Here is a 23,865-nt window from a genome sequence, read left to right on the forward strand (position 1 = left end):
TTTTTTTGAGAGGCCGCCCGCTGTCCCCATGCGGATGTAATGGGCGCGGGTTACTACGTTTTTTTTTGCGTGTTGAGCTCCGCAAGGCCGAGGTCCACCTCGTCGGCGTCTGCCTCAATCTCCCGGCCATAGCCGAGGGTCAGGGCGGATGGGATCGCAACCTTGAGGGCGGCGATCTCACTCGGAGCCATTGTCGCCGCGATTGTCTCGGCGTCCGTCATAGGTTCCGGGTCATACCCGAGGCCGCGCCGGACGAGCTCTCCTTGTTCTGCCAGGATTGCGGCGGCCTTGCAAGCGGCGGAAAATCCCTCCCGTGTGTCGCCCTTGATAGCTTCGATCATTTCGCCGGACCCGCCGAAAACTTCTTGAATTTGAAACATAGCCTCCACGGTAAAGGCGAGGTATCGCACCCGGCCCGCAAGGTTGATTTTTACGCTTTTCATAGCGCCCTCCTGTAAATTCTTGTAGGGAGGCGGGTTGTCCCGCCTCCCTGTGTGTTACTCCGTCAGGGTATAGTGAGCCTCCAGCACGTCGGAGGCGGCGAATCCCTCAGCGGTGGCGATCGCCTTAATCGTGGTCTCCTCCGTAATCTCAATGGGGGAGGAATAGGCGGGGGAGGTCTCGGTCGGGTCGGAGCCGTCTGTGGTATAGCGGATCACGGCGTCCGGCGTGGTGGTGGCGAGGGCAACGGTCGCGCCGCTGGCGACCGCACCCGCCGCGGGCGTGGCCGTGGGCGTGGCGGCCCGTTTCTTCCCCTTGAGCTGTTTCTTGATCCAGTCGATCGCCTCGGGCTCCGTCTTAAACTCCTCCGTAAACCTCCAGTCGCCCGTCTCACAAGCGAACACTGTAAAAGTCGTGTTGTTGGTCCCGAATGTGATACTGTCGGTTTTGGTCTGCGCGGTGTCGTTTCCGAGGGCGGCCTTGACGAGGGGATAGAAATAGCCCTTGTAAAGGACCTTTTTCCGCCTCATAAGTTTCTTGAAGTACGCAAGGCCGCCCGCCGGGGGATCGTCCCCGACATTGTAGCGGACCATTTTCCCCTCTACGGTGCAACCGTACACGACGCCCGCGACGGGGTCCTCCATGTCGTCGGTCTCCATAGCGATAGAGCCGGAGGAAAACTCCTCCACGCTCTCGGCGAGGCCGTCGTCGGCAAAGAGCTTGCCGGAGGCGAGGTTTACGGTGAGGTCCGCCTTGACGAGGCGGCCCACCCGGACGGGGTCCTGGTCCTTATAGACCGGGAGCTTGCCCTCCGGCTCCTCCGCCACGGGGTTAAAATAGGGATATTTCGCCCCAAAACTTGCCATAGTAAAACCTCCTAAAATTTATAGGTTTCTGCTGTCGAGAAATTGGTTATAGACCCGCTCTCCGGCGTCTATCGCCTCTTTCTCTTTCTTCTTGTTCGCGGCGTCGATCGCGGGGCGGGCGGCTATGTGCCGCCCCGGGGCCCCGTATTCGTTGATAAAAGCGATCTCGGCGTTTCTTGTGGACCTCCCGCCGCGCTTGCGGGTCCCCTGGGGGTAGATGGTGAGGGAGCGCCCGTCCCGATCCTTTTTGACCTTCCCCTTTTTGACTGACTTCGAGGAAATCCCCAAAGAGTGCGGCCCTGTCCACTGTTTTTCAATCTCCGCCCGCTGGGCCGGGAGAATAACGCCCGCCTCGGCCTCAAGAATCCCCTCAACCACGCTATCCGGTAGGCGAGCCAGGGCGGCGAAATCGTCGGAGAGGGCGTCGAGCCCATTCACGGTGAGGCGTCCCATTCTCTTTCATTCCTCCTCTAAGCCCTCGACGGTTTCACACTCAAAAACATGGTGCTGACCGTCTTTATCCGAGGCGTTGGTATAGGCCGGATAGGTGAAGCCCGCCGAGGCGAGGGCTTTCTTAACGGCCCGCCGCTTTGCGGTAATGTCATAGCCGAGAGGGGCGTATAGATGGACCTGGACGGAGACCCGCTCCTGTTCCGGCTCGTCGTCCCCGTAATTGATCGGGGTTGTGTGGTAATTGAACGTGATGTAAACCGCTTTCTTGCCCTCGTAGGCGTCCGCCTCTGCGGGCGCTATAGGCTCCAGGACGGCCCGCAAGGTTTCATTGATACTCACCCCTCCCCCTCCTTGTCCGGCCCCTCCTGGGCCGTTTCTGGCGGCTCCTGGGCCTCTTTACAGTTTAGCTCGTAGGTCTCGCCGCTTTCGGTGTAGGCCCTCACGACCTCATAGAGGCGGCCCTCGTACTCCACGAGGGTCTCCTCCTGGTAGTCCGCGCCCCGCACCTCCAGGACGAGGGCGATCTTGTCCCCGGCCTGTTTTGCCGTGTAAAACTCGGAGCGCGTGGCGGTCTTTTTGTTGGCGAATACCTCCCGCCGCGTCTTGACCGTTTCCTTGTAGCCGTTCGGTTTTACCCTTTTTTCCTCTCGAATGAGGGCGGCCTCGTCTCTCCAGTACACGGCTACACCTCCCCGCCGACGTAGTCCGAGGACATAGCGAGGGAGACCTTGAGGCGTTCATAGACGGCCCGGAATTTTTCCGCGTCCTCATTGTCGAGGCCAAACTCCGCCTTGATATAGTTCATAACCGCCCGCTTAATGAGTGGGTCCTCCTCGTCCTGGGCCCGCTCGGGGAGGACTCCGCCGAGGGCGAGGTCCTCCCGGGCGGCGCGGATCAGGTCCACGATCTCCCCGTCAAACGCTGTCGACTTCGTTCGTACAGCCTGCCTCCCCGCGGCGAGATACTCCTCCGAGACGTCCGCCGCGGGTTCCCGGGCGGCGGGGCTCCGGCCCGTGCTCTCGCTCATGCTCCGCCTCCTTACGCCCCGGCGCTGGCCTTTTTCTTGATACGGAGGAATCCGTTTTCGGTGATAACATTCCCGCCGATCATAGCCTCGCCCATGACGGCGAGGAGGCCCTCCGCGAACTTATAGTCGCGGGAGACTTCCACGGTGTAGGGCCCGAACAAGTCGAGCTGATAGGCCAGGGGTTTCCCGTATGCCATGCAATAGGAGCCCGCCGCCGAGGTGGTCTTGGAGAGGGCGGGGAGCTCGTCCACAATGCAGAATTTCACCGCGAGGCCGCCGTCCTTGATCGTGCCCGTGGTGGTGCTGTTCTCGGAAAACTCAATTTCGTAAACGGCCTTTTTCTCGCTGGTCCCGCGAATGTCGCCGAACGCGATCAGGTCGTCCTTGTTGAGGAGAAGAACACCGCCGCCCTCGACATTGTTCGCGCCGCCATACTTGAGGGCAATCGTGCGGAGGGTTTTCTCGTCGATCTTGCCGATCTCCACGTCGGAGCCCGCCTCAATGGCCGCGGCTTTGAGAATACCCGTCGGCTCGGGAATGGTGGCCGCGGGGTCCCCGGTGACAATGAGGCCCCCGGTTTTCTTGCGGAGGGCGGTCAAAGCGCCCTCGGAGACCCGCCCCTGGTAGTTGAGGGGGGTCGTGCGCTGGATGTTCCGAGAGACATAGGACAGAGTGGAGATCAAAACGGGGGTAATCTTGGCGATACGGAGGACGGGGTCCGTGGTCGCGGGGGCGGTTCCGTCGTCCTTCTTGGTGGCCGCCGTCTGGCCGCCGCTTACCTCATAGGCCACGGAATCCTCGCCCATACCGTTAGCGTCCACGACGCGGACCATGTCCACGATCCCGGAGACGATATTCTGGCCGGGGTTAATCCCGGAGACGCGGGTCGGCTGGGCAATATTCCCGCTGGTGAGGGTGAGGGAGCGGCAAAGGGCGTCGGTGGTGATCTCCATACGCCCGCCCTCGGCGAAACGCTGGGCGCGGGCCTCCACGTCCTGGAGGGGAATCCCCTGGAGGTCGGCGAGGTAGGCGGCGCGGCTCTCCACGCCCACGGGGAGGCCGCCCCGGGCCTCGCCGCCCCCGGCGATCGGGTTCACGGGGCCGGGGGTAGGATCGCCGGAGCCCCGGTCGCCGTGGCCGCCCTGCTGGCCGTTCCGGCCCTCCAGGCCCGCCCCGCCATTGAGGCGGCGGGTCGCGGCCTCCCGGCGGTCGAGGTCCCGCTCCTCGGCGTCCAGGGCGTCGAGCTCCTTCTCCATGGCGTCCATATCGACGGCCCCCTCCCCGGCCAAAAGCGCCCGAATCTCGGCGCGGCGGGCGGCGATCTCTTTACGTCTTTTCTCAAACATAGTTTTTATTCCTCCTGTTTCTGTGTGGTGTGTGGATAGGTACGGGTCCGCGCTAAAAGCCTCCGCCGCCTCGCGGCTTGCTCCAAAGCCTTGACCTCCTTCGAGTGCTCCACCTCAAAGAAGGATCGGGCGGAGAGGTCCGTTTCCTCATAGGCGGGAATATCCACCGCCGAAACGTCGTATAGCTTGCGGAATTTAGTTATTCTCCGGGTGTGGGTGGCGGCGTCATACTCCGCCTCCTGCACCGCAAAGGAAAAACTCATTTTGTCGATATAGCCGCCGTCGATCTCCTCGTAAAGGTCCCGGCCCGCTACTGTGCCGGAGAGGTCCGCCTCTATGTCCAGGCCCCGGTCCGTGATGTTGAGGGTGAGGGTCTTGTTGCGGAGGCGGGCGACCACCTTCCCGCCGTGATTGTAGTTCATAATCACGTCGGAGAGGTCGCACCCGTCCAGCGCGTGGCGGTCGATCACTTCGTAATACTTGACGCCGTCGCACTCAAAGAGGACGGTCGGGGTATCGAACACGATCGCCGTCCCCCGCACCTTGTAGGCGTCCGACTCCCCCTCCCGGGGGACGAGGGAAAAGCCCTGCAATGCGCGATACTCGCGCCCCTTCTTAATGGGCATTTTAAGCGCCCTCCTTTCCGTCTTTCGGCTCTGTGGGTTCCTGCCCCTCCTCGGGCTCCGGCGTGTCCTGTGGGCCGCCGGAGGGCGGCTCCTGGGGCTCTTTCGGCGTCTCCTCCGCCTTTTGCCCTGTTGTCCCCATTTGGTACTTGTCCGCGATCTCGGCGTTTACCATGTTCAACGTCTGGACCCGGCGCTTTCCCTCGTCGCCGCCGATGGGCGGGAATCCGAAAATATCCAGCACTTGATCCAGCTCCAGGGCCCCGATCTGTGCCAAAAACTGCGCGGCCTCGACCCGCTTGTCCAGGGTCTCAAACTGAATACGATCCATTTCACAAAGGACCTCATTCCCGAAACCCTGTTCCCGCTCCGTAAAAATGGCATCGGTGAGGCCCTGGGCGAGTTGCATATAGAACGGGACGAGCTGGCCCTGATAAAAGGCGTCCATTTCCTCCGGCGTGGCCTTGTTCTGGACGATCGCCTCATTCATCCCGAAATAGTCGTAAATCTCCCGCCGGACAAATTCGAGTTGCCCGGTGGGGATCGGCGTCTCCTTCTGCTGGATGGGGGTATATTTGTGTTTGCTGTCCGTGATAATCACGCCGGAGCCGTTGGCCTCCATGCTGAAATTATCCCGGACAAAGGCGTCCCGCCGAGCCGCGAGGTCCTCTTGCTTTGTGACGGTCGGGGCCTCCAGAATCCCCCGGATCACGGAGACGAGTTTCGCAAATTTGCTCATTCCCTGGTTAAAGGCGTCCGCGGTCTCCAGGGCGGGGAGGAGGGGGCGGTTATCGTCCCCGAAAATATCATTGTCCAGGTAGTGACGGCGGAGGTGGACGAGGTGCTCATAGGGGACCGTGTAGACGTTCCCCGTCGCAAAGGTGAGGCGGGCATACATACCGCCCATATCCTCCACGAGGTCCACCCGGGAGGCGTTGATCGGATAGAGGGCGGTCAGCTTGCCGCCGTCGAACATGGGGAGGATAAAGGCGTTATTATACACAACGAATTGAGCGGCCACGCGGTAATAAAAGGCGTAGGCGGTCATATACGGATTAGGCCGGACCCGGAGAATCCGCTCTAAGCTGTCAGAAACGGTCTCCCGCCGCCCTCCGGCGCGGCGGATGTGCCGGGGCTGTATCTTTGCCGCGTTCCTGGCCCATGCGTCCACGGCGGCGCGGACGGTTCCAATGTCCCACGCCCGCCCATTAAATGGCGTAAAGCTGGAGTCATAGGACGAGAGGAGCCGAAACGCCGGGAGGTTGCTCCCGCTCGTTGGCCGTTTACCGAATACGGACTCAAAAAGTCCGCGAATATTCAAAAATCCCATTGTTTCACCCCACGGCATACATAAAGTCCTCGAAATATTTCACATACATAACCCACGCATTGAGAAGGGAGACCGCGCCGTCGATCCGCCGCTTGTCCGTGATTTTCACGGGCTGGATGTTGTTCAATCCCGATTTTTTAACGGCGGTATTTGTCAGACACCAAACAAGGATCGGGTTCCCGTTATAGTTGACCTGTTTCGCCTCCAGGGCGGCCCCCATTTCCCGCATTGGCTGGCTCCAGGTGTAGGGGCCCTGTGCGACGGCCTCCATGTCAAAGCCGTTCGACTTCATTTCGTCCACCCAATACCCGGCGAGGGCCCGGTCATAGCCGACCTTGATCGCGTCGATCTTCCACTCGTCCCGCATTTGGCAAAACCACGCCGTCACGTCGGAATAGTTGACGCGGTTCCCCGGGCAGATGGTGAGGAGGCCGCGGTCCGCCCATTTCCGATATGGGGCCTCGTTTGTGTTCTTGTCCTCCAGGTGCTCCACCCGTTTTTCCGGGAGGAAATATTGCTGTAGAACGTAGACGATCGGGTCCCCGGCTTTGCGTATGAGAAGGGTCGCACAAGTGAGGTCCGTTGTTGCAGAGAGATCGCACCCGCCGAGGGCGTAGGTGTTATAAACGTCCTGGAGCTCAAAGCGGAGTTCGCTTTGTATCGCCTCAAAGGATAGCCAGACGGCGGCGGATACCTCGCGGATGTTGAAATCCTTACAGAGGACGCCGGGGAGGTCCTCCGGCTTGATCTTTGCCCTCTGGACAAAGGCCGCGAGGGTCTTGTATTGCTTGATGGTCCCGAGGCCCGGGTTTGCCTTTTGCCACTTCGTCGGATCGGTCCACTCGTCCCGGCTGTCCAGCTCGTAGAGGATCGGGAGGAAAGTCGGGTCCTCCTCGACGCCGTCCGCGATCTTACAAGCGAGCTCATACATTTCGTCGAACACGCTCTCCCGGACCATGCCCGCCGTGGTAATCATAACGACAAGGGGCTGGCGGCGGCTGGAGGTGGATTGCTTCATAACCTCGTAGAGGTTCCGGTCCTTGATTGCGTGGAGTTCGTCAATAATGACGGCGTGGGCGTTGAGGCCGTCCAGGGTGTTAGAATCCGAGGCGAGGGCCTCGAAAATGGAGGCCGTGGCCGCAAAATAGAGGTCGTTCCGCCGCTTCTTGAGAACGGCCCGGAGCTCCGGCGATTGCTTGACCATGTTGATAGCCTCGGTGAGGACCTTTTTCGCCTGGTCCTTTTTCGTGGCTACGCTGTAAATCTCCGCCGCGCCCTCATAGTCTGCGATCAGCATATACAAGGCGATCGCGGCGAGGAGGGTCGACTTGCCATTTTTCCGGCCCACGAGGAACATAGTCTCCCGGTAACGCCGGAATCCGGTCTCCTTCTCCAGGAATCCGAAAAGAGCTTGAATATATGCCTTTTGGAAAAGCTCCAGCACGAGCGGGGCCCCGATCACGCCCTGGGATTGCTTGCAAAACCGCTCGGCGAATATAATCGGGCGCTCCCCGATCTCCTCGTCGAAATAATACGGGGAATCCGGGTCCGGCTCCTGTATCTCCCGGGCGAGGCGCTTGTAAACGGCCCGGACGCGGCGGCTTGTGACAACCTTCCCGCTCTCGATTGCCTCCCAATAGGCAAGGATATAATTCATTTTCTACCCGCCCCCGGGGGCTTAGTTGCGAAATTCATAAGCTCCTCCCCGGCCTGTTTTTGGGTCTTTTCCGGGAGGAGGTCGAGGAGGCTTTTCGAGAGGGCAGTAAACGACTTGATCGTGGTATTGTAGCTTTTGAGGGCCGGATTTTCGCGCCGGAGCTTTTGGGTTCCCTGGACAAAATCCTCGATCAGTTCGCCGTTGTTGATCTCCTCCACAAGGCGCTCCAGGGTGACAGTTGTCACGGCCAGTTGATAGATCAAACCGTCGGCAAACTGTTTCTTTTCGGCGGGCAATTCTCGGAAAAGTTTAGCGATTTTTCGCTTTTTTACCTCCGTTTTTTCAGCGGTTGAGAGGCTTTCATAGGAAGTTTTTGGTTTTGCCATAAGATGTATAAACCTCCTCTCCGGCGGGCTGTACCCCCCCCCTTATGTGTGCGCCCGGGGGGTTATAGACGGGGATGGGACGCGGTTCGGAAAAGCCCACCCCCGGGGGTCCGAGGTGGGGGGGAGGCATGAGCGCCGAGGACTCGCCGCGGCTGTTCGCTTTTCTTTTCCCGCTCGACCGCCGCCGAGGCGCTGGCCCCGCGTGGCCGGACGGATGGGCGGCCCGGGGTCGGGATGGGTGGGCGTTTTCTGCTGGGCTTGCTTTCACCTGTGGTTTATTTTCCCTTGCGTTGTGATCCGCTTTTGCTATGACAGTAACTCACGCTTGACAACATTTCCCTCGTCGTCGAACGTGAGCCCGCTGTCTGTTGCCAGCTCCCCGGCGTGGGCGAGGGCGTGGCACTCTCGGCAAAGCAATTCGAGATTGTCCTCGCTGAGCGCAATTTCTGGATTGCTGATATTCTCCGGCGTGAGGTGCTCCTTGTGGTGAACGATCTCCCCGAGGGCCCCGCACCTTACGCATAGGCCCGCGTCCCGGTTGAATACATAGGCCCGAGCCCGCCGCCACTCTTTCGAGAGATAGAACGCTTTCGCAAAGTCCCGCACCGCCGCCGCCCTCCCGTCTTTGCCTGGAGCCGAGGGACCGGGCCCCATGCCCCGGCGCGTGGTCCCGCTCCAGGCGGCTATATGTCCACAAGGTAATTAAACCACGGCCACGGCCCCCGGTGTCCCCGTTCGGGGACGCTCCGAAAATTTATTTTTCCCGGCCACAAAGGCGGTCAAGGGAGACCTCGAAAAAGTCGGCCAGCGCCTCGGCGTCTGTGAGGGTGGGGACACGCTCCCCCCGCTCGTACCTGGAGAGGGCGCTTTTGCTTATTCCGCATAGCTCGGCCAGGACCCGGCGGCTTATCCGGCGGCGTTCCCGGAGCTTGCGGAGCTGGTTCGGAAATTCACTCTTTGCCACGGGGTCCACCTCCTCCACTGTTGCGATCAGTTACCCCCCCCCCGCCGAGGGGCGTCCTGGGGCGATCATACGGTTTTGCCTCCGTGTCTGTACTCCCGCCCGAGGTTGTATTTGTGCTTTGCCATAACCACGGCGTCCACGTCCACTCCGAGGGCGGCCATGAGGTCCAGAGTGCGGAGGAGGACGTCGGCCAGCTCGACGGCGATCCCCTCCGGCTTGCAAGGACCGTCCGCGCCCTCCGCCCCTGGTTGGCCCGCTCTGTCGCATATGGCGTAATACTGACAATCCTCCTCAGCGAGGGCGCACGTCCCATAAACGAGCGGGGCCCCGTTCCGGTATTCCTCCAGGGCCTCGGAGAGTTCGGCATGGATCAGACAAAGCGCCTCGGGGAGCGCGGGCGGCTTGTCCCACCATCCATGAGCGACGGCGTTGTCGTGGACCTCTTTCGCTAACTGGTTGATGTTCATTTTTTGCGATCTCCTTCCTGCTGTGGTTTGGGTTCAAAACTTTACACATTTACAAGGCTTTCGAGGCGGGTTTATTCCCGCTTCTTTTTGGGCCGCTTTCTCGGCGGCGGTTTGAGGACATACTTATAATAAAGGTATCCGTATTTCGTCGCCGTGGCCTCTACGAAAATATAGCCTTTCGGCGGCCTGGGCGGCTTGTCCTCTGTGTAGTTTCGCTTGACGGTGGTCGGTTCCTCATAGTCCGGCTTTTGGAGGGTTTTCCGGGAGCCCTTCCACCTGTGGCCGCCGACCTCCGGCGTCCAGTGATTAAATAAGTAGTTGGCGAGGCCCGTATAGTCCCGCCCCCGGTCTACGCCGTCGTAATAGTTATGTTCCCGGAGGTTTTCGATCCGTAGGACGGAGCCCGAGGTCCATTGTCGGCGGATCAGGTCCTCCGGTATGCCCTCACTTATCATGTGGAAGTGTATCCGGTGAGTGTTTTTGCCCCGGCCCATGTAAAGCATGATTTTAGCGCCTGGGGCGTGGTATATGAGGCGATTATAGAAATTATCCCGGACCCGCCTCGCCTCCTGGAAGGTGTGGACCTCGTGCTCGTCGTCCATGGTTAAGGTGCTATATTTAGATGTAGGCCCGAAATTGTTATTTACGATCCGGGCGTGTTTTCGGCGGGAAATTCCGAGCTTGTGGGCGGCCCGCTCCTCCTCTGTTTTGAAACGGGGCCGCGGCTCCGCCTTGTCCAGGTTTTTTATTCTGTCCGGGACATTGAAAACCACTTGCTCGCATACGGCCCCCGAAAAAATTCGCCTTTTGACTCTTTGCATATCAAAAAACCGCCTTTTCTTTTGGCCTGTGGCTCTTGCCTTTTTAGCCCGGAGGTGGTAATATAATAGTGGTATAGCAATCAGCCCTCCGGGCGGTTGCGCCCCGGACGCTCTCGTCAAGCGTCCGGGGCTCTTTTTTATGCTCTGGAAATGTAGGCTTTCGCCGTGCGGTCCTTCCCCTGGGCGAGGTCGACGCCGATCACATAGCCCCGGGCCCGCTCGGTCGGCGTGGCTCTGGCCGTCTCCGCGGTTTCCGGGCGGCGGTCCATGCACTCGCACCGCTCGCCGTGGTCCAGGTGGTCCCCGCACCTGGGACAAATTTTATAATTCCTCCCCATGTTTTCCCGCTCCTTTCCTGGTCTCGCTCCGCGGTTCCGGGGCGTCGAGATCATAAAATAAAATTTTGTATCCTTCCGGGACGCACGAGCGATCCATAGCCGTTTGTAAAAATAGGCTTATTTCCCTCCACCGTGCGGAGTATATCCTTTTTCTGCTGTCGTCTGCGAGGATCAGTTGGTCGTATTTGTATGCACAAATTCCCGAGCCCGCCGTCCCTGGAGTTATTGCCGTGATCCGCGTCCCGTCCTTTAGGGTCAAAAGCCCCATTTTCAATAAATCGGTTCTTATTTCCTCCTGATTGTCTCTTGCAAACCGTTGAAACGCCGCCTTTGTCTGTTGGGTGTCGTATCCCATGAACGCGATCTCAAGCCTTTTTATCGTTTCCTTCACTGTCTGCCCCTCCATAGCTCCCGGAGCTCCACAATCCAGTCCTCGGCGATCCGTTTCCCGGTGTAGTAGATAAAAGGAATTACGAGGAGGAGGTATTCCCCGCCGTGGGCAGTATAGCCTCGCTCTATCAGGGCGGCCCGCTGTCCCCACGCAAAGGCGGCGGCGGTTGCCAGGAGGACGGCGACCAGCTCGACCGCCGCCGCGGCCCGGTTCTTTCCCTTTTTCACGGCTCCGCCTCCTCCGGCACATACCGCCGTAACCACATTTTCCGGCATTTTTTACAAGCTATTTCCGGTCTGCGGAGAATTTCTCCGCTTTCGATCCCTGTCTCGTAATAGTCCGTATCCTGGGTGTATCTCTTGCAAAGAGAGGCGTTGTCAATGAAACAATGGTATTTTGCCGTTTTTGGTATGTAGGCGTTTGCACTTGCGCCCGTTTCGCTCATTACTGGAAGTTGCCAAACCGGGAGATCGTTCACGTCTCCACCTCCCCGAGACCTAACCGCTCTTTCAATCGGTCAAGTTTTGCGGCCTTATATGTCCTAACCATAGCGCGGCAATTATGGAGGGCAATCATTTGCTCCAGCATAATTTGAACGTCTGCGATCTCCTCCGCAATACTCCCGCGGTTGTCTTTCCCCCTGGCATTTTTGCAAAGTTCTTTTTGTAGTTCTGCCATTTCCTCAAATACCATGAGGGTTTGAGCGTCTGCGCCCCATTTTCGAGGGCGGCTCTATAAATGTCCGCTTCTCTCATTTCTCCGCTACCTCCCCGAGCCTTTCAAAGGTGCAAGCGCAGGCGATCTGCGTCCAGGGAGTGCGCCACAATTTCGCGGCGGCGATCATAGCCTCATAGCGGGAGGCCCCGAGGACCTCGACCGTCTCAAAGCCGGAGCCGGGAGGAGGGGAGACCCTCCAGCGATAGACCCGGCGGCTCACGGTTCCACCTCCGCCGCGGGCTCATACTCCCCGCCCAAAACGCCGACCTCCACGCCGCCGACCTTGATAAATAGGATCGGCCCATACTGCCCCGGCGCTTGCCGGACAACCTCGTACACGCCGCCCACCTCCGGGCGGTTTTCTGGATCGGTCGGGAGCTTCTTTGTAATCTTGATTTTCAAGCGGTTCCCTCCTATCTCCGCCGCGGGTCGTAGTCCTCAAAACGCGGGCACGACCGGAAAATAAACCGATTATTTACCCACCTCTGGAGGAGCTTTATCTCCCGCGGAGCGGTTTCTTTTTCGTACACCATGACATAGGGGTCATATCCGAGATCGCGGAGAAAATAGACCCTCTCTAAATCCTGCTCCTGTGTTGAGTTGAAATTTACAAGGACATAGACGCCGAGTTTTGAATAGTTGAGATCGCACTTTTTACGGAATTTTTCAAAATACGGCCTCAAATTCTGCTCCGGGTTGTCCCACGCGAAATGAATCCGTTTTATTTTTATAGCTGTTACGAGGTCCTCGACGCCCTCGATCAAGCGAATATCGAGCCCTTGGGTGAAGTCCACCCACGCGCCGGAGGCGGCGAGCTCTTGGAGAAGCCGTTCCCGATCCTTACACGCTAAAATGTTAGGGTCGAGGAGCTTAATTTCCCGTTGTCCGTTCCAAAACTCGGAGAGATCGGCGATTTGCCGGGAGGTTGTCCCCTCCTTTTTTCCCACAATGCAGAATCTGCATTGACGGGGACAGCCGCGGGTCAGGAATCCATAAGCCCGCCCCGCCGTGGCCTCTGGATATAGGCCATAGTCCGGGAATATGTGCTCGATCTCCTCCGGTAGGGGCGGGCCGCCGTCTGGATAGAAATAGCCCGTCCCGCCCCGCTCGATCTCGCCGGCGTATATGACGGAGTCCACGTCCGCCGAGCCTGGGAAAACCTTACTCATATAGACCTTGTCGTAATGGTTCATAGGAAACCACAGCTCGACCTTGTCGCCCTTCGCCTTGTGGTATGCGGATATTTTCATAAGCGGGAGGGACGGCCAGTTGTGGCCGTCCACGTCGATTAAGCCAATTCTCACGGCGGCGTCTCCCTCGCCGCCTCCGGCGGCGGCATATCCCCCGGAAGTAACTGGAGGGCGAGAAGGCCGCCTTTTGTTTCTCCGACTTCCCGGAATCCGGCGAGCTTGTAGGTGTACCCCCATGTCTTGAGGCCGTGGACCATTGTCGGGCGCACTTTTCGGCGGTCGATAAAGGTCACGAGGCCGAGGTCTGGCGGCTCTCCGAAATAAGCCCGCGTCGCGGCTACTGCGTCCCGGATCATTTCGGAGGCCACGCCTGCGCCCTCATTCCTAAAGGCCGAGCATACCCACGCGCCCGCCCATGCGTGGCGCACATATTGAGCGAATGGGTAGGACGTTACCCAAAATGCCCTCCCGGTCTCCGTCTCCGTGTAAAGCACAAGGGCGCGGCCCGGTGGCACAAATTGAGGTGTCCCCGGCTTTTGCCTGTTATAGTGTCGGTCCGCCACTTCCCGGGCCCGCGGGTCTGCTTTATAGCTCAATTCCCAAATCACGGCGTCGCTCCCTTCTCAAATACCCCGGCCTCAATTAACCTGGATACGATCCGCTTTATCATTACGGGCGGGACGGACATAGCGCAAACATAGAGGGCCCGGTAATAGGTATTTCTGATAAAGTCGAAATCCTCCGGGAATGTCTGTATATGGATCAGGTCCTCAATGCTTACCCGTGTTTTCTCCTCTCCCCGGTATTGGTCCGTCCTCGCTGTGAGCGTTGGCGGTATATCGTCCTCCCATACGATCCGGGTCGTAAAGCAACGCTCCCGCTCCCCGATCCGCTTATATACGGCGGCGAGGTCTTTGTCCTCCGGTGTCGCCTTTTGCAAGGCCCGAAACGACATACTTTCCCGTCCTACCGCTCCGCCCTCTCCCGACTTGATCTCCCGAAAACGCACCGGCTCATAATAAAATGACATATCGAGATCGACCGGATCGACGCCGAGGTCGTTCCGTATTCCCACGAAAAAACTCTATGTCTCGTTTGTGGGACTCCCATGTTTTCACCCTTGAGGAGCCAATGGTGGACCTTGTACCCCGCTTTCTTGAGGCGCTTGTAAATCTCCTGGACATACCCCCACGCCTCGCCCATAATCAGCCCCTCGACGTTTTCCAGGATCACGCACCGCGGGCGGAGCTTTTCTACCGTCTCAATGAATACAAACGGGAGATCGTCGAGGGTCTGTTCCTTTTGTCCTTCCCGGAATTTTTTCGCTTTCCCCCATGTTTCCGCCCTTTTCCCGGCGACGGAGAATGTGGTACACGGCGGGGAGCCGTCCAGAATGTCCAGCTCAAAAAGCTCCCCGGGAATCTCCTCGGCCGGGAGCCGGTTAAACTCCCGTATGTCCATGAGGTAGTTGTATTTTGGGGCGTGGTTCCTCACATAGACCTCATTCATACGGGGATCAATTTCCACACACCCGAGAACGTCGCACCCGGCGAGCTTGTAGCCCATAGTCGACCCGCCGCCACAAGCGAAACACGAAAATACTTTTAACCCGTTCTTTTCCCTCGGATAGTCTGAAAATCTCCATTTCCAATCCGTCGATTTTTCCGGCTTGAATTGCTCCCCTCCCGGCGTCAAATCAAATATAGAGAGGTTTTCCATGAGATCACTCTCCGGCCTCAAGATCGCAAGAGCGGGTTTCGCTCCTGGATACCTTGATTTTGCCCTTGCTGGTAATGGAGAATTTCGCTTTACACTGGCCCCGGATATTGAGGGACGCCGAGGAAATCGGCCCCCGGGCGATCAGCTCGACCACACGCTCCAGGAGTTCGATCGCGCCGTCCCCGGCGATCGGCTTAAAGCCGAGGTCCTCGGCCCTCTCCCCGAAAAGGCGGTTTACACGGTCCCGGGCGTCCTCGATCTGTTCCGCCGTGCGGCGGGCCGTCCGGGCGCTCGGGCAGGAGCAAACCTCCGTCGCCGTCTCGTCCGCCGCCGCCTGGGACGGATGGGGGCCCACCTCCTGGAGTTGGCCGCAATACTTACACGCCCCCGTCGTGACGGCAAAGGCGACGCCGACCTCCGGCTTTCGGTTCTCCACGGCCTCCGGGCAATCACAAACGCGGGTCGCGGCGGCGTTGGCCGTCCGCTGTGTGGGATAACCGCCGCCCTTTGCGCCCTCCAGGGTAACGCCCCACTCTCGCCCGCAATAGTTACACTTGCCAAAGGTGAAGGAGCCGACCTCCTCGTCCTCCTGGGCGTCAAGCGTGGTTTGTTCGCTTTCCCCGGCGGGCGGCTCCTCCCCGGTCGGACCACCCTCCGCCGCAGTGAGCCCCTCCAGGTATGCGGAGAGGTCCCGCTCCTCCTGGATTAGCCGCGCCTCCTCAATATCGTAATTGTTTGATACCTTCGTTTCGGCGTCGAAATTAGCGATCTCGCCGCGGCGGGAGCGGATCGCCGCGAGCTTTTCCCGGGCGCGGTCTGCTGTGGTAGGTGCCGGGGCTCCGGCGTCCTCCAGGGCGTGGCGGAGTTCCGCCTCCTCTCTTGCAAGCTCCGCCTGTTCGGCGTCCAGGGTGGCGTCCTCCTCCTGGAGGGCGGCGCGGTCGTTCGGGTCCACCTTGTCCCGGCCCTCGAAATTGAGATAGGCCAGCTCCCGGCGGCGGTTGTCAATCCTGATTAACCGATCTTGCACTTCGGCGAGGCGGGCCCGGTCCTGGTTGATCGCGGCGATCATGCGCTCGTGATCCTCCGGGCTCATGTCCCCGGCGTATGTAAAATAGCTGGAGCCCTCCTCCGGGCTGGGCGCGTCGGAGTAGGGGAGCGCCCCGGCCTCTCCGGCCTCCGCCGCGGCCTTTGTGACGGCCTCCAGCGTGATAGACCAAACGGCGACATTTTCGTTATAGATGGGCTCGACCTTGCTCACAACGGCAAAGCGGCGGGCCGCCGACTCCGGCATGGATACGGGGGAGGCCCACTTATAGGCGGTCTGTCCCTCCGCAACGGTGGAATCCGCCGCGAGGATCACGCGGTCCGAGGGCTCCCCGTTCGCCGGGTTCTTGAGGCGGGCCCACGGCTCCCGGAGGAAAACAATGTCCCCGGCGTTGACGGGCGTCGTAAAGGTGGCCCCGCCGTCGTGTGCGTAGATCACGCCCTCCCGGATCAGGTTCCAGCGCCCGGGGGCCGCCTCCTCCATTTTTGCCCCCTCAACATAGGCGGCGGGCGCGGGCTTGATCGGTTTCGTGATGGTGAGGCCGCCGAGCTTTTCAAACTCCCGGGCGTCCTGGGCTGTCATTACAAGAGCTTTCATGGTATAGCAATCTCCTTTCGTTTATATCCACATTAGGGGATCTGGAAAATCCCGCCTCATTCCTTCCGTCCCGACCACGGGGAGGAGGGAATCTTTCATAAATACGGGGACACCCGTCTCGTCGCAATAGGAAACAATCTCCTCCACCCATTCCCGCCGAGGGCGGCGGGCGCTTGCTCCCGGCCCGGTCTCCGCTCCTATGATGGCCCAATCTATCCACGGGACCGCACATTTTACCGGGCGGAGCCGAGGGTCCGCCGAGCCGAGGAGCGGCTCAAAGCTGATAAACCGCTTTCCGTAGAGCGGGAGGTCTGCGATCTTGTGGAGGTCCCGATAGCTCGTCACGGTGACGCCGTACCATATATTTTTGAGGTCCCCGTAGATGTGCCGCCATATCGGGAATAAATTCATGTACGCCTCCGGGCGTTTGGATAACAATAAATACTCATGCTGTGGATTTTTCTCGATCGCGTCCAAGACGGCGGCGGCCCATGTCTGCCTCCAGTCCGCCGGGTCGCTCATAGAGGTGAGGAACACTTTCGCGGGCTTTTTGCTTTTCAGTTGCTCCAGGCGCTCCGGGAAAAACTGCGGCTCCGAAAAATCCGGTACATAGTGAAAACGGGCGTTGATCCTCCGGGCGTAGCAGTACGGGCAACCATAGGAGCACCCGACAACCGGGTTTAAGGTCTTGTCGCACCACTCAATTTTTGTTTGGTTCACCTCTCCGCCTCCTTCCCGCCGATGGTGATAACCAGGACCGGGGCCGGGTCGTCGCTCGGCCATACCTCCGGCCATTCGTCCAGGTCCAGGGCGATGCGCTCGACCATGTTGTCCCCGCATACCTCCACGCAACGGGTAGAGCGGAGCTCCTGGGCTGTTCCTCCGGCCACGCCCTCGCACTCATGCGGGCCCATGCGGTGGACTATAAAGACGCGGTCCCCGTCCTGGAGGACGGCAAGGAGGGCGGCCAGGGTCACGCGATCCCGCCGAGTTTCGGCCATTTCTGGACCGCCTCCTCTCTCAAAGCCTCCGCCGCCGCGGCCCCGAAAAGCTCGAAAACCGTCCGTGAGGTGTTCGCCGCCGAGTGCTCCGCCCGGATATGTTCCGGCGATCCCTCGGGATAGAGGGCGAGGTCCGCCGCCGCGAGGAGGAAATAGCCCCGGAGGGTGGTCAAAATGTTGTTGTCGGTATTCTTCACGGTATAGCAATCTCCTTTTCTTTAGTTTACCGGGGCCCGCTCGCCCCGGCGCTTGATGTTCCTCTCAAAGGTCCGCTGTGCGACCTCGGCGCTATACACCCGCCGACCATACTCGTCTACGGCCCCGGTGTATCCGTTGGGGAGTTCTCTGTAAATCGTCGCCGTGTGATAGCCGATCCTCTCGGCAATCTTTGCCGCCGGGGCTCCTCCGTTGTGGAGCTTCTCAATTTCTGCCCGCTCAGTCGGCCCGAGATAGCGGAGCTTTCGGCCCATGTTCCCCGTCCTCCTTTCCCAAAAGCATAAAAAAATTGAAGTGCGTCGAGCTCTTTCGAGCTTTCGCACTTCAATGGTAAATCAACACCGGGCGAAAAAAGTGAAAAAATATCCTTGACACCCGTCCGATTCAATGCTATAATCCACTTTGCACAAAAAAGCAGGTACGGTTCCCCCGTCCTCACCCCAGGCCAGAGCCAAAGGGTCAACATGGAATAACACCGCCGGAGCATCCGGTGCTGTTTTGTTGTGATGTGGGGGCCATATCGGCAGCCCACATTTTATTTTGTTTGGAGGTGCTTCCCATCGCTAACACAGGTCATCAAACCAATGAAGATATCCGGGATAAAGAAGTACGCCTGATCTCTGAATCCGGCGAGCAGCTGGGCATCATGTCCTCTCAGGAGGCCCTGCGCCTGGCCGAGGAGCGGAGTTTAGATCTGGTGAAAATTTCCCCGAATGCCGTCCCTCCGGTATGCAAGCTCATGGACTACGGCAAGTACCGGTTCGAGCAGACCAAGCGCGAGAAGGAAGCCCGCAAGAATCAGCGGGTGGTGGAGATCAAGGAGATCCGCATGTCTCCCGGCATCGATGTAAACGACTTCAATGTGAAGCTGCGTAATGCTCAGAAATTCCTGGCAGAGGGAAACCGGTGCAAGGTCACCGTCCGCTTCCGCGGGCGGGAGATGGCCCACACCAACATCGGCCAGGAGCTGCTGCTCAAGTTTGCGGAGGAGTGCGGCGAGATCGCCGCAATGGACAAGTCCCCCAAGCTGGAGGGACGGCATATGTCCATTTTCCTCTCCCCCAAGCCTGCCAAGGACAAAAAGTAAGTAAAGGAGTTCAAACTGTTATGGCGAAGAAGATCAAGATCAAGACGCACAGCGGCGCCAAAAAGCGTTTCTCTCTCACCGGCACCGGCAAGGTCAAGCGGGCTATGACCAAGAAGCGTCACCTGCTCAACGGCCACGGCAAGACCACCAAGCTGAAGCGGGCCCTGCGCGGCACCACCATCGCTGACAAGACCAACGAGGCCGCTGTCAAGCGCATGATCCTGTACAAGTAAGACAGAGGGAGGGAACGAAGAATGGCAAGAGTGAAGGGCGCGATGATGACGCGCAAGAGAAGAAATAAGATTCTGAAGATGGCCAAGGGCTACTGGGGTTCCAAGTCCAAGCACTTCAAGATGGCCAACCAGGCCGTGATGAAATCCGGCGTATACGCCTACACCGGCCGCAAGCTGAAGAAGCGCGACTTCCGCCAGCTGTGGATCACCCGCATCAACGCCGGCTGCAAGATGAACGGCATGAATTACTCCACCTTCATGAACGGCCTGAAGAAGGCCGGCATCATCATCAACCGGAAAATGCTGGCTGAGATGGCCGTCAACGACAAGGCCGCTTTTACCCAGCTCACCGACACCGCCAAAAAGGCCCTGGCTTGATTTGTTGTTCAGAGCGTCCCCAACTGGGGGCGCTCTTTTGTATTCCTCCCTTAACTTTCAGGAAAATCTTCCGATAATGAATACAGAACGTTCTAAAAACATTCGACTGGAGGAATCTTATGATTGAGACGCCCATTCGCTTGTTGTCCATGACCTCGACCAGAAGCACTCCTGCCGGACAGACCGTGACCGTCAAAGCGGACGCGCCAGCGCCAAAGACCGATGTGATCGACCTGTCCAAGCCGCCCACGCCGGAGCAGGCGGAACGGCTGCGCAGCGCCGGTATTCTGGGTTATGGCAGCGTCTCTGTGCAGAAAGCTGTCACCAGCACCAAGCTGTCAAGCAATGCCAGTGTAACCACGGTGGCCGGGAACTATCAGCACACATTTTTTGATGTGGTCCACGAGGCCACCTATACCACTTCCTACACTGGACTTGGAGTGTTTTCCGGCAGCTCCTATGCCCGCGCCAGCATCACCACGAAGGCGGTTTACAGCTGGACGGACGGCAGCCAGCTGAAAACCGAGCTGCAGCAGGCCGCATACAGCCTCCATATGAGCGGGGCGCCCGACTGGTATATTCCGGCCCACAAGAATACGGACGGGTCCCTTGCTCTGGCCCAGTTCGGCCCCTGCACCACGACCGCGATCCGCGGATACCACTCCGCCCTCACCATCTCCCAGTCCGGCGGCGGACAAACGCAGGTCTCCCGGTATGAGACCTCAGTCTGTCAGGAAGCGGCCATATTCCCGGACCAGAAACGTCCCGTCGGAGCGGTCGATTACAGAAATGAGAAGTTTGATCGAATCCTCACCAGCGGACTGCTGGACGGTATTGACAAATGCGCACAGGCCCTCCGCAGGTTTGACATGCGGGCCTGACTGCCGCCGAACACGCACCCCGAAAGGGGTGCGTGTTTTGGATGGGACTTGCAAAATCCGCCGGTATCCCTTATGATAGAGTCAAGTAAAACGCGCCGGAGAGGAGGCCCTCATGGAGCTGGTGAAATTTCATGACCTGCGGCTGACTGTCCGGCAGCGGCAGCTGCTCACCGGAGTGGTGGTGGCCCTCACCAGCCAGATCTACCTGTCCCTGTGGGCGGAGGGCTTCCGGGTATCCGCCGCCGCCATCCTCTATCCCGTCCTGCTGGTCACCCTTATGGAGGACCGCCGCGGACCGGACACCGGCCTGGCCACCGGCCTGTGCGTCCTGCTCATCCGGGTGGCCTTCGACCTGCTGGGCGGTATGGCCCTCTCCCACGCCCTGCTCATCGAGTACCCCGGCGGGGTGTTTTATCTGTGCTACGACGCCCTCCTCTGTCTGCTGGTCCGGGAGTGCCAGACCGCCCCGCCCCTGAGGCTGGGACTCGCCCTGTGGCTGTGTGACTTTATCTCCAACCTGCTTAACCTGTGGCTGTCCAGCCACTTTACCAAGCTTCCCGCCGTTCTGCCCCTGGCGGGACTGGCCCTGGTCCGGGCCCTCACCGCCTGCGCCCTCCTCTGGGCGGGACAGGGCTACCGGCAGCTGCTCCTGCGCTCGGAACACGAGCAGCGGTACCGCCGCCTCTTCCTCATGACCGCCAACCTGAAGACCGAGCTGTATTTCCTCAAAAAGGATGCCGAGAACATTGAGGGCGTCATGTCCAACGCCTACCAGCTCTACGAGCGGCTGGAGGGCCGGTCCTCCCCCGAGGGGCTCACCGCCCTGGCGCTCTCCATCGCCCGAGACGTCCACGAGGTGAAAAAGGACAACCTGCGCATCATCCGGGGGCTGGAGGAGGACGTGGCCGAAGCCTACGACCACCAGGCCATGACTCTGTCCGACCTGCTGTACATTCTGGAGGTGTCCAACCGCCAGCTTTTGGGGGAGCACCAGGGGAAGATCCGCCTGGAGTCCCGCTACGACCGGGACCTCCCGGTAGCGGAGCACTACCGGGTGCTGTCCGTGCTGAAAAACCTGGTGGCCAACGCGGTGGAGGCCATCCAGTCCGACAGGGGCCGGGGGACGGTCCGGCTAGACATCACGGCGGAGAAGGGCCTCTTCCACCTCACCGTGGCGGACGACGGCCCCGGCATCCCGCCCCGGGCCATGAAAATGCTGTTTCAGGTGGGCTACTCCACTAAATTCAACGAGGCCACCGGGGATATCAACCGGGGCGTGGGCCTACCCGCCGTCCAGTACATCGTGGACGAGCTGGAGGGTTCCATCCAGGTGGAGTCGGAACCGGGCCAGGGGACCACATTCCATGTGGACCTGCCGCTGAAGGCCGTGACAGGAGGCGATCACCTATGAAGATCTACATTATCGAGGACGACCTCTCCGTCATCGGTGTTCTGGAGGACATCGTGGAGCGCAACGGCCTGGGCAGTCTCTGCGGCGACAGCGGCGACGGCGCGCCCGACCTGGACCGGGTGCTGGCCCTGGACCCGGAGCTGGTCCTCATCGACCTGCTCATGCCCGGCAAGGACGGCATCCAGTTGGTGCGGGAGCTGAAGGAGCGGGGCTGCGGCGCCAAGTTCATCATGATCTCCCAGGTCTCCTCCAAGGAGATGATCGCCAAGGCCTACACTGCCGGGGTGGAATTTTTCATCCAGAAGCCCATCAACCTGATCGAGGTCCGCCAGGTCATCACCAACGTGAAGAGGCAGATCGACAACGAGCGGGCTCTGAAAACCATCCAGAGCGTCTTCACCGGCCGGGAGGCCCCTGCTCCCCGGCCGGACCCGGCGGAGCGCCGCCGGAGGAAGCTGACCCACATTCTCAGCCAGCTGGGCATGGCGGGGGAAAAGGGCTCCAAGGACATCGTCGACCTGTGCATGCTCCTTCTGGAGGAGGGGGACAGCGTTTCCCAGACGGGGGTGTCCACCCTGTGCGCCCGGCTCCCCGGCCCGCCCAAATCCACCGAGCAGCGCATCCGCCGGGCGGTGGAGCGGGGCCTGAGCCACATCGCCAGCCTGGGGCTGGAGGACTATAACAACGAATTTTTCCTCCGCTACGCCACCTGCCTGTTCCCCTTTCACGAGGTCCGGGCGGAGATGGCGTTCCAACAGGGAAAGGGCCTCCGGGGCAAGGCCAGCCTGAAAAAGTTTTTGGACGGCCTCATCATCCTGGTGGAGGAGGATTGACCCCGTCTTTGTGCAATACTCACATTTTTTTACAAATCCCTTTGTGGTTTTAGTAGAATCTCTCCAGGCCCCGTTAGAATTTGAAACTTTTTGACGGTATGGTCATAAAATTTCCTTGGAAATAAGGGCCCGTCCAGCCAGGGCGGTTCCAAACAATCTTGGAGAAAGAAGGAGAGAACCATGTTAGAGATTACCCTGAACATGTACCAGACGGCGGGCATAGCGATGCTTCTGTTCGTGCTGGGCCGCTTCCTCACCAACCGCGTCCAATTTTTGAAGGCCTGCTGTATCCCCGCTCCGGTAGTAGGTGGTCTGATCTTCGCCATCGTCCACCTGCTGCTGTACATGGCTGGTGTGCTGGCCCTGTCCTTTGATGAAAATGTGAAGGACTACTTCATGACCCTGTTCTTCACCAGCGTAGGCTACACCGCCTGCTTCCGCCTGCTGAAAAAGGGCGGCAAGAAGGTATTTACCTTCCTGGCTATCGCTATTGTAATGGTTATCCTTCAGGATATCATCAGTCCTCTGATCGCCGTAGTCTTCCAGCTGGACGTCCGCTACGGCCTAGCCGCCGGCTCCATCCCCATGGTGGGCGGACACGGCACTGCTGGCTCCTACGGTCCTGAACTGGAGAAAATGGGGCTGGCCGGCGCGCAGGTTATGGCGATGGCTGCCGCCACCTTTGGCCTGGTGGCCGGCTCCCTCATGGGCGGCCCTACTGCTCGGAGCATCATCGTCCGCCGGGGTCTTACCTCCGTTGAGAGCGCCGCCGAAGTTGAGGAGATGGACGGCGAGTCCGAGGCCGAGAAGGCCAAGGCTGAGCGGATGGACGCCGACGCCTTCACCAACGCCATTATCCTGCTGATGGTGGCCTCTGGTCTGGGCACTCTGATTACCAATATGTTCAACAACGCCCAGATCGTGTTTATGGGCAAGGAAATCAAGTTCACCTTCCCCACCTACATTGGCGCCATGGTCATCGCCGCCATCATCCGCAACTTCTGCGACGCCAAGCGCATCGTTCTGCCCGCCAAGGCCATCGACATGTGGGGCAACGTGTCTCTGTCCATCTTTCTGGCTATCGCCCTCATGTCTCTGAAGCTGTGGCAGCTGGCCGACCTGGCCGCTCCCATGGTCGTTATGCTGGCCGCCCAGGTGGTGCTGATGTTCCTTTTCGCCCGATTTGTGGTGTTCAACGTGATGGGCCGGGACTATGAGGCCGCCGTTATGACCTCCGCTTTCTGCGGCTTTGGCATGGGCGCGACCCCCAACGCAATGGCCAACATGCAGGCTATCACCAAGCGGTTCGGTCCCGCGCCCCAGGCTTTCTTCATCGTCCCTCTGGTGGGTTCCCTGTTCATCGACTTCTTCAACGGCATTATCATTACCATCTTCCTGAATGTTCTGCCCCTCATCTTCGGCTGAGCTGGTACATAAAAAATCCCGC

Annotated in this window: 37 protein-coding genes; 7 read left to right on the plus strand and 30 right to left on the minus strand. The window is 59.6% G+C overall.

Annotated elements, in window-relative coordinates; genetic code table 11:
- Nucleotides 1-53: 53 nt before the first annotated feature.
- The 30 genes from VV088_RS09570 to VV088_RS09715 form a co-directional block, all read right to left on the minus strand.
- The gene (locus VV088_RS09570) at nt 54-443 is read right to left on the minus strand and encodes a hypothetical protein (RefSeq protein WP_325224795.1); all 390 of its coding nucleotides are present in this window, start codon (nt 441-443) and stop codon (nt 54-56) included.
- A 54-nt stretch (nt 444-497) separates the two neighbouring features.
- Nucleotides 498-1,307 carry a chitobiase/beta-hexosaminidase C-terminal domain-containing protein gene (locus VV088_RS09575; protein WP_334600445.1) on the minus strand — a complete coding sequence of 270 codons (810 nt, stop codon included), beginning with the start codon at nt 1,305-1,307 and terminating at the stop codon, nt 498-500.
- An 18-nt stretch (nt 1,308-1,325) separates the two neighbouring features.
- Complete coding sequence (locus tag VV088_RS09580) at nt 1,326-1,760, minus strand: hypothetical protein (protein ID WP_334598862.1); 435 nt, start codon at nt 1,758-1,760, stop codon at nt 1,326-1,328.
- 6 nt (nt 1,761-1,766) lie between these two features.
- On the minus strand, nt 1,767-2,099 hold the full coding sequence (locus tag VV088_RS09585) for a hypothetical protein (protein WP_334598863.1): 333 nt from the start codon (nt 2,097-2,099) through the stop codon (nt 1,767-1,769).
- A complete protein-coding gene (locus tag VV088_RS09590; RefSeq protein ID WP_334598864.1) occupies nt 2,096-2,440 on the minus strand; it encodes a phage head closure protein in 345 nt (114 codons plus the stop codon). Before VV088_RS09590 ends, VV088_RS09585 begins: the two co-directional genes overlap by 4 nt.
- 2 nt (nt 2,441-2,442) lie before the next feature.
- On the minus strand, nt 2,443-2,787 hold the full coding sequence (locus tag VV088_RS09595) for a phage head-tail connector protein (RefSeq protein WP_334598865.1): 345 nt from the start codon (nt 2,785-2,787) through the stop codon (nt 2,443-2,445).
- An 11-nt stretch (nt 2,788-2,798) separates the two neighbouring features.
- Nucleotides 2,799-4,133, minus strand: coding sequence for a phage major capsid protein (locus tag VV088_RS09600; protein ID WP_334598867.1), 1,335 nt, complete (start codon nt 4,131-4,133; stop codon nt 2,799-2,801).
- Between the two features lie 5 nt (nt 4,134-4,138).
- Nucleotides 4,139-4,759, minus strand: coding sequence for an HK97 family phage prohead protease (locus VV088_RS09605; protein WP_334598868.1), 621 nt, complete (start codon nt 4,757-4,759; stop codon nt 4,139-4,141).
- A 1-nt stretch (nt 4,760) separates the two neighbouring features.
- A complete protein-coding gene (locus VV088_RS09610) occupies nt 4,761-6,086 on the minus strand; it encodes a phage portal protein (protein WP_334598869.1) in 1,326 nt (441 codons plus the stop codon).
- Nucleotides 6,087-6,090: 4 nt separating this feature from the next.
- Nucleotides 6,091-7,743 (minus strand): terminase large subunit, encoded by a 1,653-nt coding sequence (locus VV088_RS09615; protein ID WP_334598871.1) that lies wholly within the window; start codon nt 7,741-7,743, stop codon nt 6,091-6,093.
- A complete protein-coding gene (locus VV088_RS09620; protein ID WP_334598872.1) occupies nt 7,740-8,129 on the minus strand; it encodes a hypothetical protein in 390 nt (129 codons plus the stop codon). The genes VV088_RS09615 and VV088_RS09620 overlap by 4 nt, the downstream gene beginning before the upstream one ends.
- 306 nt (nt 8,130-8,435) lie before the next feature.
- Nucleotides 8,436-8,735, minus strand: a complete 300-nt coding sequence (locus VV088_RS09625; RefSeq protein WP_334598874.1) for an HNH endonuclease — start codon at nt 8,733-8,735, stop codon at nt 8,436-8,438.
- Nucleotides 8,736-8,883: 148 nt separating this feature from the next.
- On the minus strand, nt 8,884-9,093 hold the full coding sequence (locus VV088_RS09630) for a helix-turn-helix domain-containing protein (RefSeq protein ID WP_334598875.1): 210 nt from the start codon (nt 9,091-9,093) through the stop codon (nt 8,884-8,886).
- A 65-nt stretch (nt 9,094-9,158) separates the two neighbouring features.
- A complete protein-coding gene (locus VV088_RS09635) occupies nt 9,159-9,560 on the minus strand; it encodes a hypothetical protein (protein ID WP_334598876.1) in 402 nt (133 codons plus the stop codon).
- Between the two features lie 71 nt (nt 9,561-9,631).
- Nucleotides 9,632-10,381 (minus strand): hypothetical protein, encoded by a 750-nt coding sequence (locus tag VV088_RS09640; RefSeq protein ID WP_334598877.1) that lies wholly within the window; start codon nt 10,379-10,381, stop codon nt 9,632-9,634.
- Between the two features lie 137 nt (nt 10,382-10,518).
- Entirely contained in the window at nt 10,519-10,719 is a 201-nt protein-coding gene (locus VV088_RS09645) for a hypothetical protein (protein ID WP_334598879.1), read from the minus strand.
- A complete protein-coding gene (locus VV088_RS09650; RefSeq protein ID WP_334598880.1) occupies nt 10,703-11,110 on the minus strand; it encodes a hypothetical protein in 408 nt (135 codons plus the stop codon). Before VV088_RS09650 ends, VV088_RS09645 begins: the two co-directional genes overlap by 17 nt.
- Nucleotides 11,107-11,337: a hypothetical protein gene (locus tag VV088_RS09655; RefSeq protein WP_334598884.1), complete on the minus strand. Its 231-nt coding sequence runs from the start codon at nt 11,335-11,337 to the stop codon at nt 11,107-11,109. The genes VV088_RS09650 and VV088_RS09655 overlap by 4 nt, the downstream gene beginning before the upstream one ends.
- Entirely contained in the window at nt 11,334-11,588 is a 255-nt protein-coding gene (locus VV088_RS09660; protein ID WP_334598886.1) for a hypothetical protein, read from the minus strand. Before VV088_RS09660 ends, VV088_RS09655 begins: the two co-directional genes overlap by 4 nt.
- Before the next feature lie 273 nt (nt 11,589-11,861).
- The gene (locus VV088_RS09665; RefSeq protein ID WP_334598887.1) at nt 11,862-12,047 is read right to left on the minus strand and encodes a hypothetical protein; all 186 of its coding nucleotides are present in this window, start codon (nt 12,045-12,047) and stop codon (nt 11,862-11,864) included.
- Nucleotides 12,044-12,229 carry a hypothetical protein gene (locus VV088_RS09670; RefSeq protein ID WP_334598888.1) on the minus strand — a complete coding sequence of 62 codons (186 nt, stop codon included), beginning with the start codon at nt 12,227-12,229 and terminating at the stop codon, nt 12,044-12,046. The genes VV088_RS09665 and VV088_RS09670 overlap by 4 nt, the downstream gene beginning before the upstream one ends.
- Before the next feature lie 11 nt (nt 12,230-12,240).
- A complete protein-coding gene (locus VV088_RS09675; protein WP_334598889.1) occupies nt 12,241-13,020 on the minus strand; it encodes a radical SAM protein in 780 nt (259 codons plus the stop codon).
- 107 nt (nt 13,021-13,127) lie between these two features.
- Nucleotides 13,128-13,373 (minus strand): hypothetical protein, encoded by a 246-nt coding sequence (locus VV088_RS09680; protein ID WP_334598890.1) that lies wholly within the window; start codon nt 13,371-13,373, stop codon nt 13,128-13,130.
- Nucleotides 13,374-13,621: 248 nt separating this feature from the next.
- The gene (locus VV088_RS09685; RefSeq protein ID WP_334598892.1) at nt 13,622-13,972 is read right to left on the minus strand and encodes a hypothetical protein; all 351 of its coding nucleotides are present in this window, start codon (nt 13,970-13,972) and stop codon (nt 13,622-13,624) included.
- A gap of 11 nt (nt 13,973-13,983) precedes the next feature.
- Nucleotides 13,984-14,736 (minus strand): DNA cytosine methyltransferase, encoded by a 753-nt coding sequence (locus VV088_RS09690; RefSeq protein WP_334598893.1) that lies wholly within the window; start codon nt 14,734-14,736, stop codon nt 13,984-13,986.
- Between the two features lie 4 nt (nt 14,737-14,740).
- Nucleotides 14,741-16,378 carry a hypothetical protein gene (locus tag VV088_RS09695; RefSeq protein ID WP_334600484.1) on the minus strand — a complete coding sequence of 546 codons (1,638 nt, stop codon included), beginning with the start codon at nt 16,376-16,378 and terminating at the stop codon, nt 14,741-14,743.
- A 21-nt stretch (nt 16,379-16,399) separates the two neighbouring features.
- Nucleotides 16,400-17,098 carry a DUF5131 family protein gene (locus VV088_RS09700; RefSeq protein ID WP_334598895.1) on the minus strand — a complete coding sequence of 233 codons (699 nt, stop codon included), beginning with the start codon at nt 17,096-17,098 and terminating at the stop codon, nt 16,400-16,402.
- Nucleotides 17,095-17,379, minus strand: coding sequence for a hypothetical protein (locus tag VV088_RS09705; protein ID WP_334598896.1), 285 nt, complete (start codon nt 17,377-17,379; stop codon nt 17,095-17,097). The genes VV088_RS09700 and VV088_RS09705 overlap by 4 nt, the downstream gene beginning before the upstream one ends.
- Nucleotides 17,352-17,576 carry a hypothetical protein gene (locus VV088_RS09710; RefSeq protein WP_334598897.1) on the minus strand — a complete coding sequence of 75 codons (225 nt, stop codon included), beginning with the start codon at nt 17,574-17,576 and terminating at the stop codon, nt 17,352-17,354. The genes VV088_RS09705 and VV088_RS09710 overlap by 28 nt, the downstream gene beginning before the upstream one ends.
- 21 nt (nt 17,577-17,597) lie before the next feature.
- Nucleotides 17,598-17,849 carry a helix-turn-helix domain-containing protein gene (locus VV088_RS09715; protein ID WP_334598898.1) on the minus strand — a complete coding sequence of 84 codons (252 nt, stop codon included), beginning with the start codon at nt 17,847-17,849 and terminating at the stop codon, nt 17,598-17,600.
- Between the two features lie 296 nt (nt 17,850-18,145).
- Between VV088_RS09715 and infC the strand changes: the two genes are divergently transcribed.
- The 7 genes from infC to gltS all read left to right on the plus strand — a co-directional run bounded on the left by infC (nt 18,146) and on the right by gltS (nt 23,843).
- Nucleotides 18,146-18,682 (plus strand): translation initiation factor IF-3, encoded by a 537-nt coding sequence (infC, locus tag VV088_RS09720; protein ID WP_442913175.1) that lies wholly within the window; start codon nt 18,146-18,148, stop codon nt 18,680-18,682.
- Between the two features lie 20 nt (nt 18,683-18,702).
- A complete protein-coding gene (gene rpmI / locus VV088_RS09725) occupies nt 18,703-18,915 on the plus strand; it encodes a 50S ribosomal protein L35 (RefSeq protein ID WP_251318643.1) in 213 nt (70 codons plus the stop codon).
- A gap of 21 nt (nt 18,916-18,936) precedes the next feature.
- Entirely contained in the window at nt 18,937-19,293 is a 357-nt protein-coding gene (rplT, locus tag VV088_RS09730) for a 50S ribosomal protein L20 (protein ID WP_160571561.1), read from the plus strand.
- 119 nt (nt 19,294-19,412) lie between these two features.
- Nucleotides 19,413-20,174 (plus strand): hypothetical protein, encoded by a 762-nt coding sequence (locus tag VV088_RS09735; RefSeq protein WP_334600486.1) that lies wholly within the window; start codon nt 19,413-19,415, stop codon nt 20,172-20,174.
- Between the two features lie 112 nt (nt 20,175-20,286).
- Nucleotides 20,287-21,585, plus strand: a complete 1,299-nt coding sequence (locus VV088_RS09740; RefSeq protein ID WP_334600487.1) for a sensor histidine kinase — start codon at nt 20,287-20,289, stop codon at nt 21,583-21,585.
- The gene (locus tag VV088_RS09745) at nt 21,582-22,418 is read left to right on the plus strand and encodes a DNA-binding domain-containing protein (RefSeq protein WP_334600488.1); all 837 of its coding nucleotides are present in this window, start codon (nt 21,582-21,584) and stop codon (nt 22,416-22,418) included. The genes VV088_RS09740 and VV088_RS09745 overlap by 4 nt, the downstream gene beginning before the upstream one ends.
- A gap of 180 nt (nt 22,419-22,598) precedes the next feature.
- Complete coding sequence (gltS, locus tag VV088_RS09750) at nt 22,599-23,843, plus strand: sodium/glutamate symporter (protein ID WP_334600489.1); 1,245 nt, start codon at nt 22,599-22,601, stop codon at nt 23,841-23,843.
- The last annotated feature ends 22 nt before the right edge of the window (nt 23,844-23,865 follow it).

This window comes from Lawsonibacter sp. JLR.KK007 (assembly GCF_036941135.1).
GTDB lineage: Bacteria > Bacillota > Clostridia > Oscillospirales > Oscillospiraceae > Lawsonibacter.

Coding starts and splice junctions, on each gene's coding strand:
- VV088_RS09570 (WP_325224795.1), bottom strand. CDS start 443: ATGAAAAGCGTAAAAATCAACCTTGCGGGCCGGGTGCGATACCTCGCC.
- VV088_RS09575 (WP_334600445.1), bottom strand. CDS start 1,307: ATGGCAAGTTTTGGGGCGAAATATCCCTATTTTAACCCCGTGGCGGAG.
- VV088_RS09580 (WP_334598862.1), bottom strand. CDS start 1,760: ATGGGACGCCTCACCGTGAATGGGCTCGACGCCCTCTCCGACGATTTC.
- VV088_RS09595 (WP_334598865.1), bottom strand. CDS start 2,787: ATGAGCGAGAGCACGGGCCGGAGCCCCGCCGCCCGGGAACCCGCGGCG.
- VV088_RS09600 (WP_334598867.1), bottom strand. CDS start 4,133: ATGTTTGAGAAAAGACGTAAAGAGATCGCCGCCCGCCGCGCCGAGATT.
- VV088_RS09605 (WP_334598868.1), bottom strand. CDS start 4,759: ATGCCCATTAAGAAGGGGCGCGAGTATCGCGCATTGCAGGGCTTTTCC.
- VV088_RS09610 (WP_334598869.1), bottom strand. CDS start 6,086: ATGGGATTTTTGAATATTCGCGGACTTTTTGAGTCCGTATTCGGTAAA.
- VV088_RS09615 (WP_334598871.1), bottom strand. CDS start 7,743: ATGAATTATATCCTTGCCTATTGGGAGGCAATCGAGAGCGGGAAGGTT.
- VV088_RS09620 (WP_334598872.1), bottom strand. CDS start 8,129: ATGGCAAAACCAAAAACTTCCTATGAAAGCCTCTCAACCGCTGAAAAA.
- VV088_RS09635 (WP_334598876.1), bottom strand. CDS start 9,560: ATGAACATCAACCAGTTAGCGAAAGAGGTCCACGACAACGCCGTCGCT.
- VV088_RS09640 (WP_334598877.1), bottom strand. CDS start 10,381: ATGCAAAGAGTCAAAAGGCGAATTTTTTCGGGGGCCGTATGCGAGCAA.
- VV088_RS09645 (WP_334598879.1), bottom strand. CDS start 10,719: ATGGGGAGGAATTATAAAATTTGTCCCAGGTGCGGGGACCACCTGGAC.
- VV088_RS09675 (WP_334598889.1), bottom strand. CDS start 13,020: ATGAACCATTACGACAAGGTCTATATGAGTAAGGTTTTCCCAGGCTCG.
- VV088_RS09680 (WP_334598890.1), bottom strand. CDS start 13,373: ATGATCCGGGACGCAGTAGCCGCGACGCGGGCTTATTTCGGAGAGCCG.
- VV088_RS09685 (WP_334598892.1), bottom strand. CDS start 13,972: ATGTCGTTTCGGGCCTTGCAAAAGGCGACACCGGAGGACAAAGACCTC.
- VV088_RS09690 (WP_334598893.1), bottom strand. CDS start 14,736: ATGGAAAACCTCTCTATATTTGATTTGACGCCGGGAGGGGAGCAATTC.
- VV088_RS09695 (WP_334600484.1), bottom strand. CDS start 16,378: ATGAAAGCTCTTGTAATGACAGCCCAGGACGCCCGGGAGTTTGAAAAG.
- VV088_RS09705 (WP_334598896.1), bottom strand. CDS start 17,379: ATGGCCGAAACTCGGCGGGATCGCGTGACCCTGGCCGCCCTCCTTGCC.
- VV088_RS09715 (WP_334598898.1), bottom strand. CDS start 17,849: ATGGGCCGAAAGCTCCGCTATCTCGGGCCGACTGAGCGGGCAGAAATT.
- rpmI (WP_251318643.1), top strand. CDS start 18,703: ATGGCGAAGAAGATCAAGATCAAGACGCACAGCGGCGCCAAAAAGCGT.
- rplT (WP_160571561.1), top strand. CDS start 18,937: ATGGCAAGAGTGAAGGGCGCGATGATGACGCGCAAGAGAAGAAATAAG.
- VV088_RS09735 (WP_334600486.1), top strand. CDS start 19,413: ATGATTGAGACGCCCATTCGCTTGTTGTCCATGACCTCGACCAGAAGC.
- VV088_RS09740 (WP_334600487.1), top strand. CDS start 20,287: ATGGAGCTGGTGAAATTTCATGACCTGCGGCTGACTGTCCGGCAGCGG.
- VV088_RS09745 (WP_334600488.1), top strand. CDS start 21,582: ATGAAGATCTACATTATCGAGGACGACCTCTCCGTCATCGGTGTTCTG.
- gltS (WP_334600489.1), top strand. CDS start 22,599: ATGTTAGAGATTACCCTGAACATGTACCAGACGGCGGGCATAGCGATG.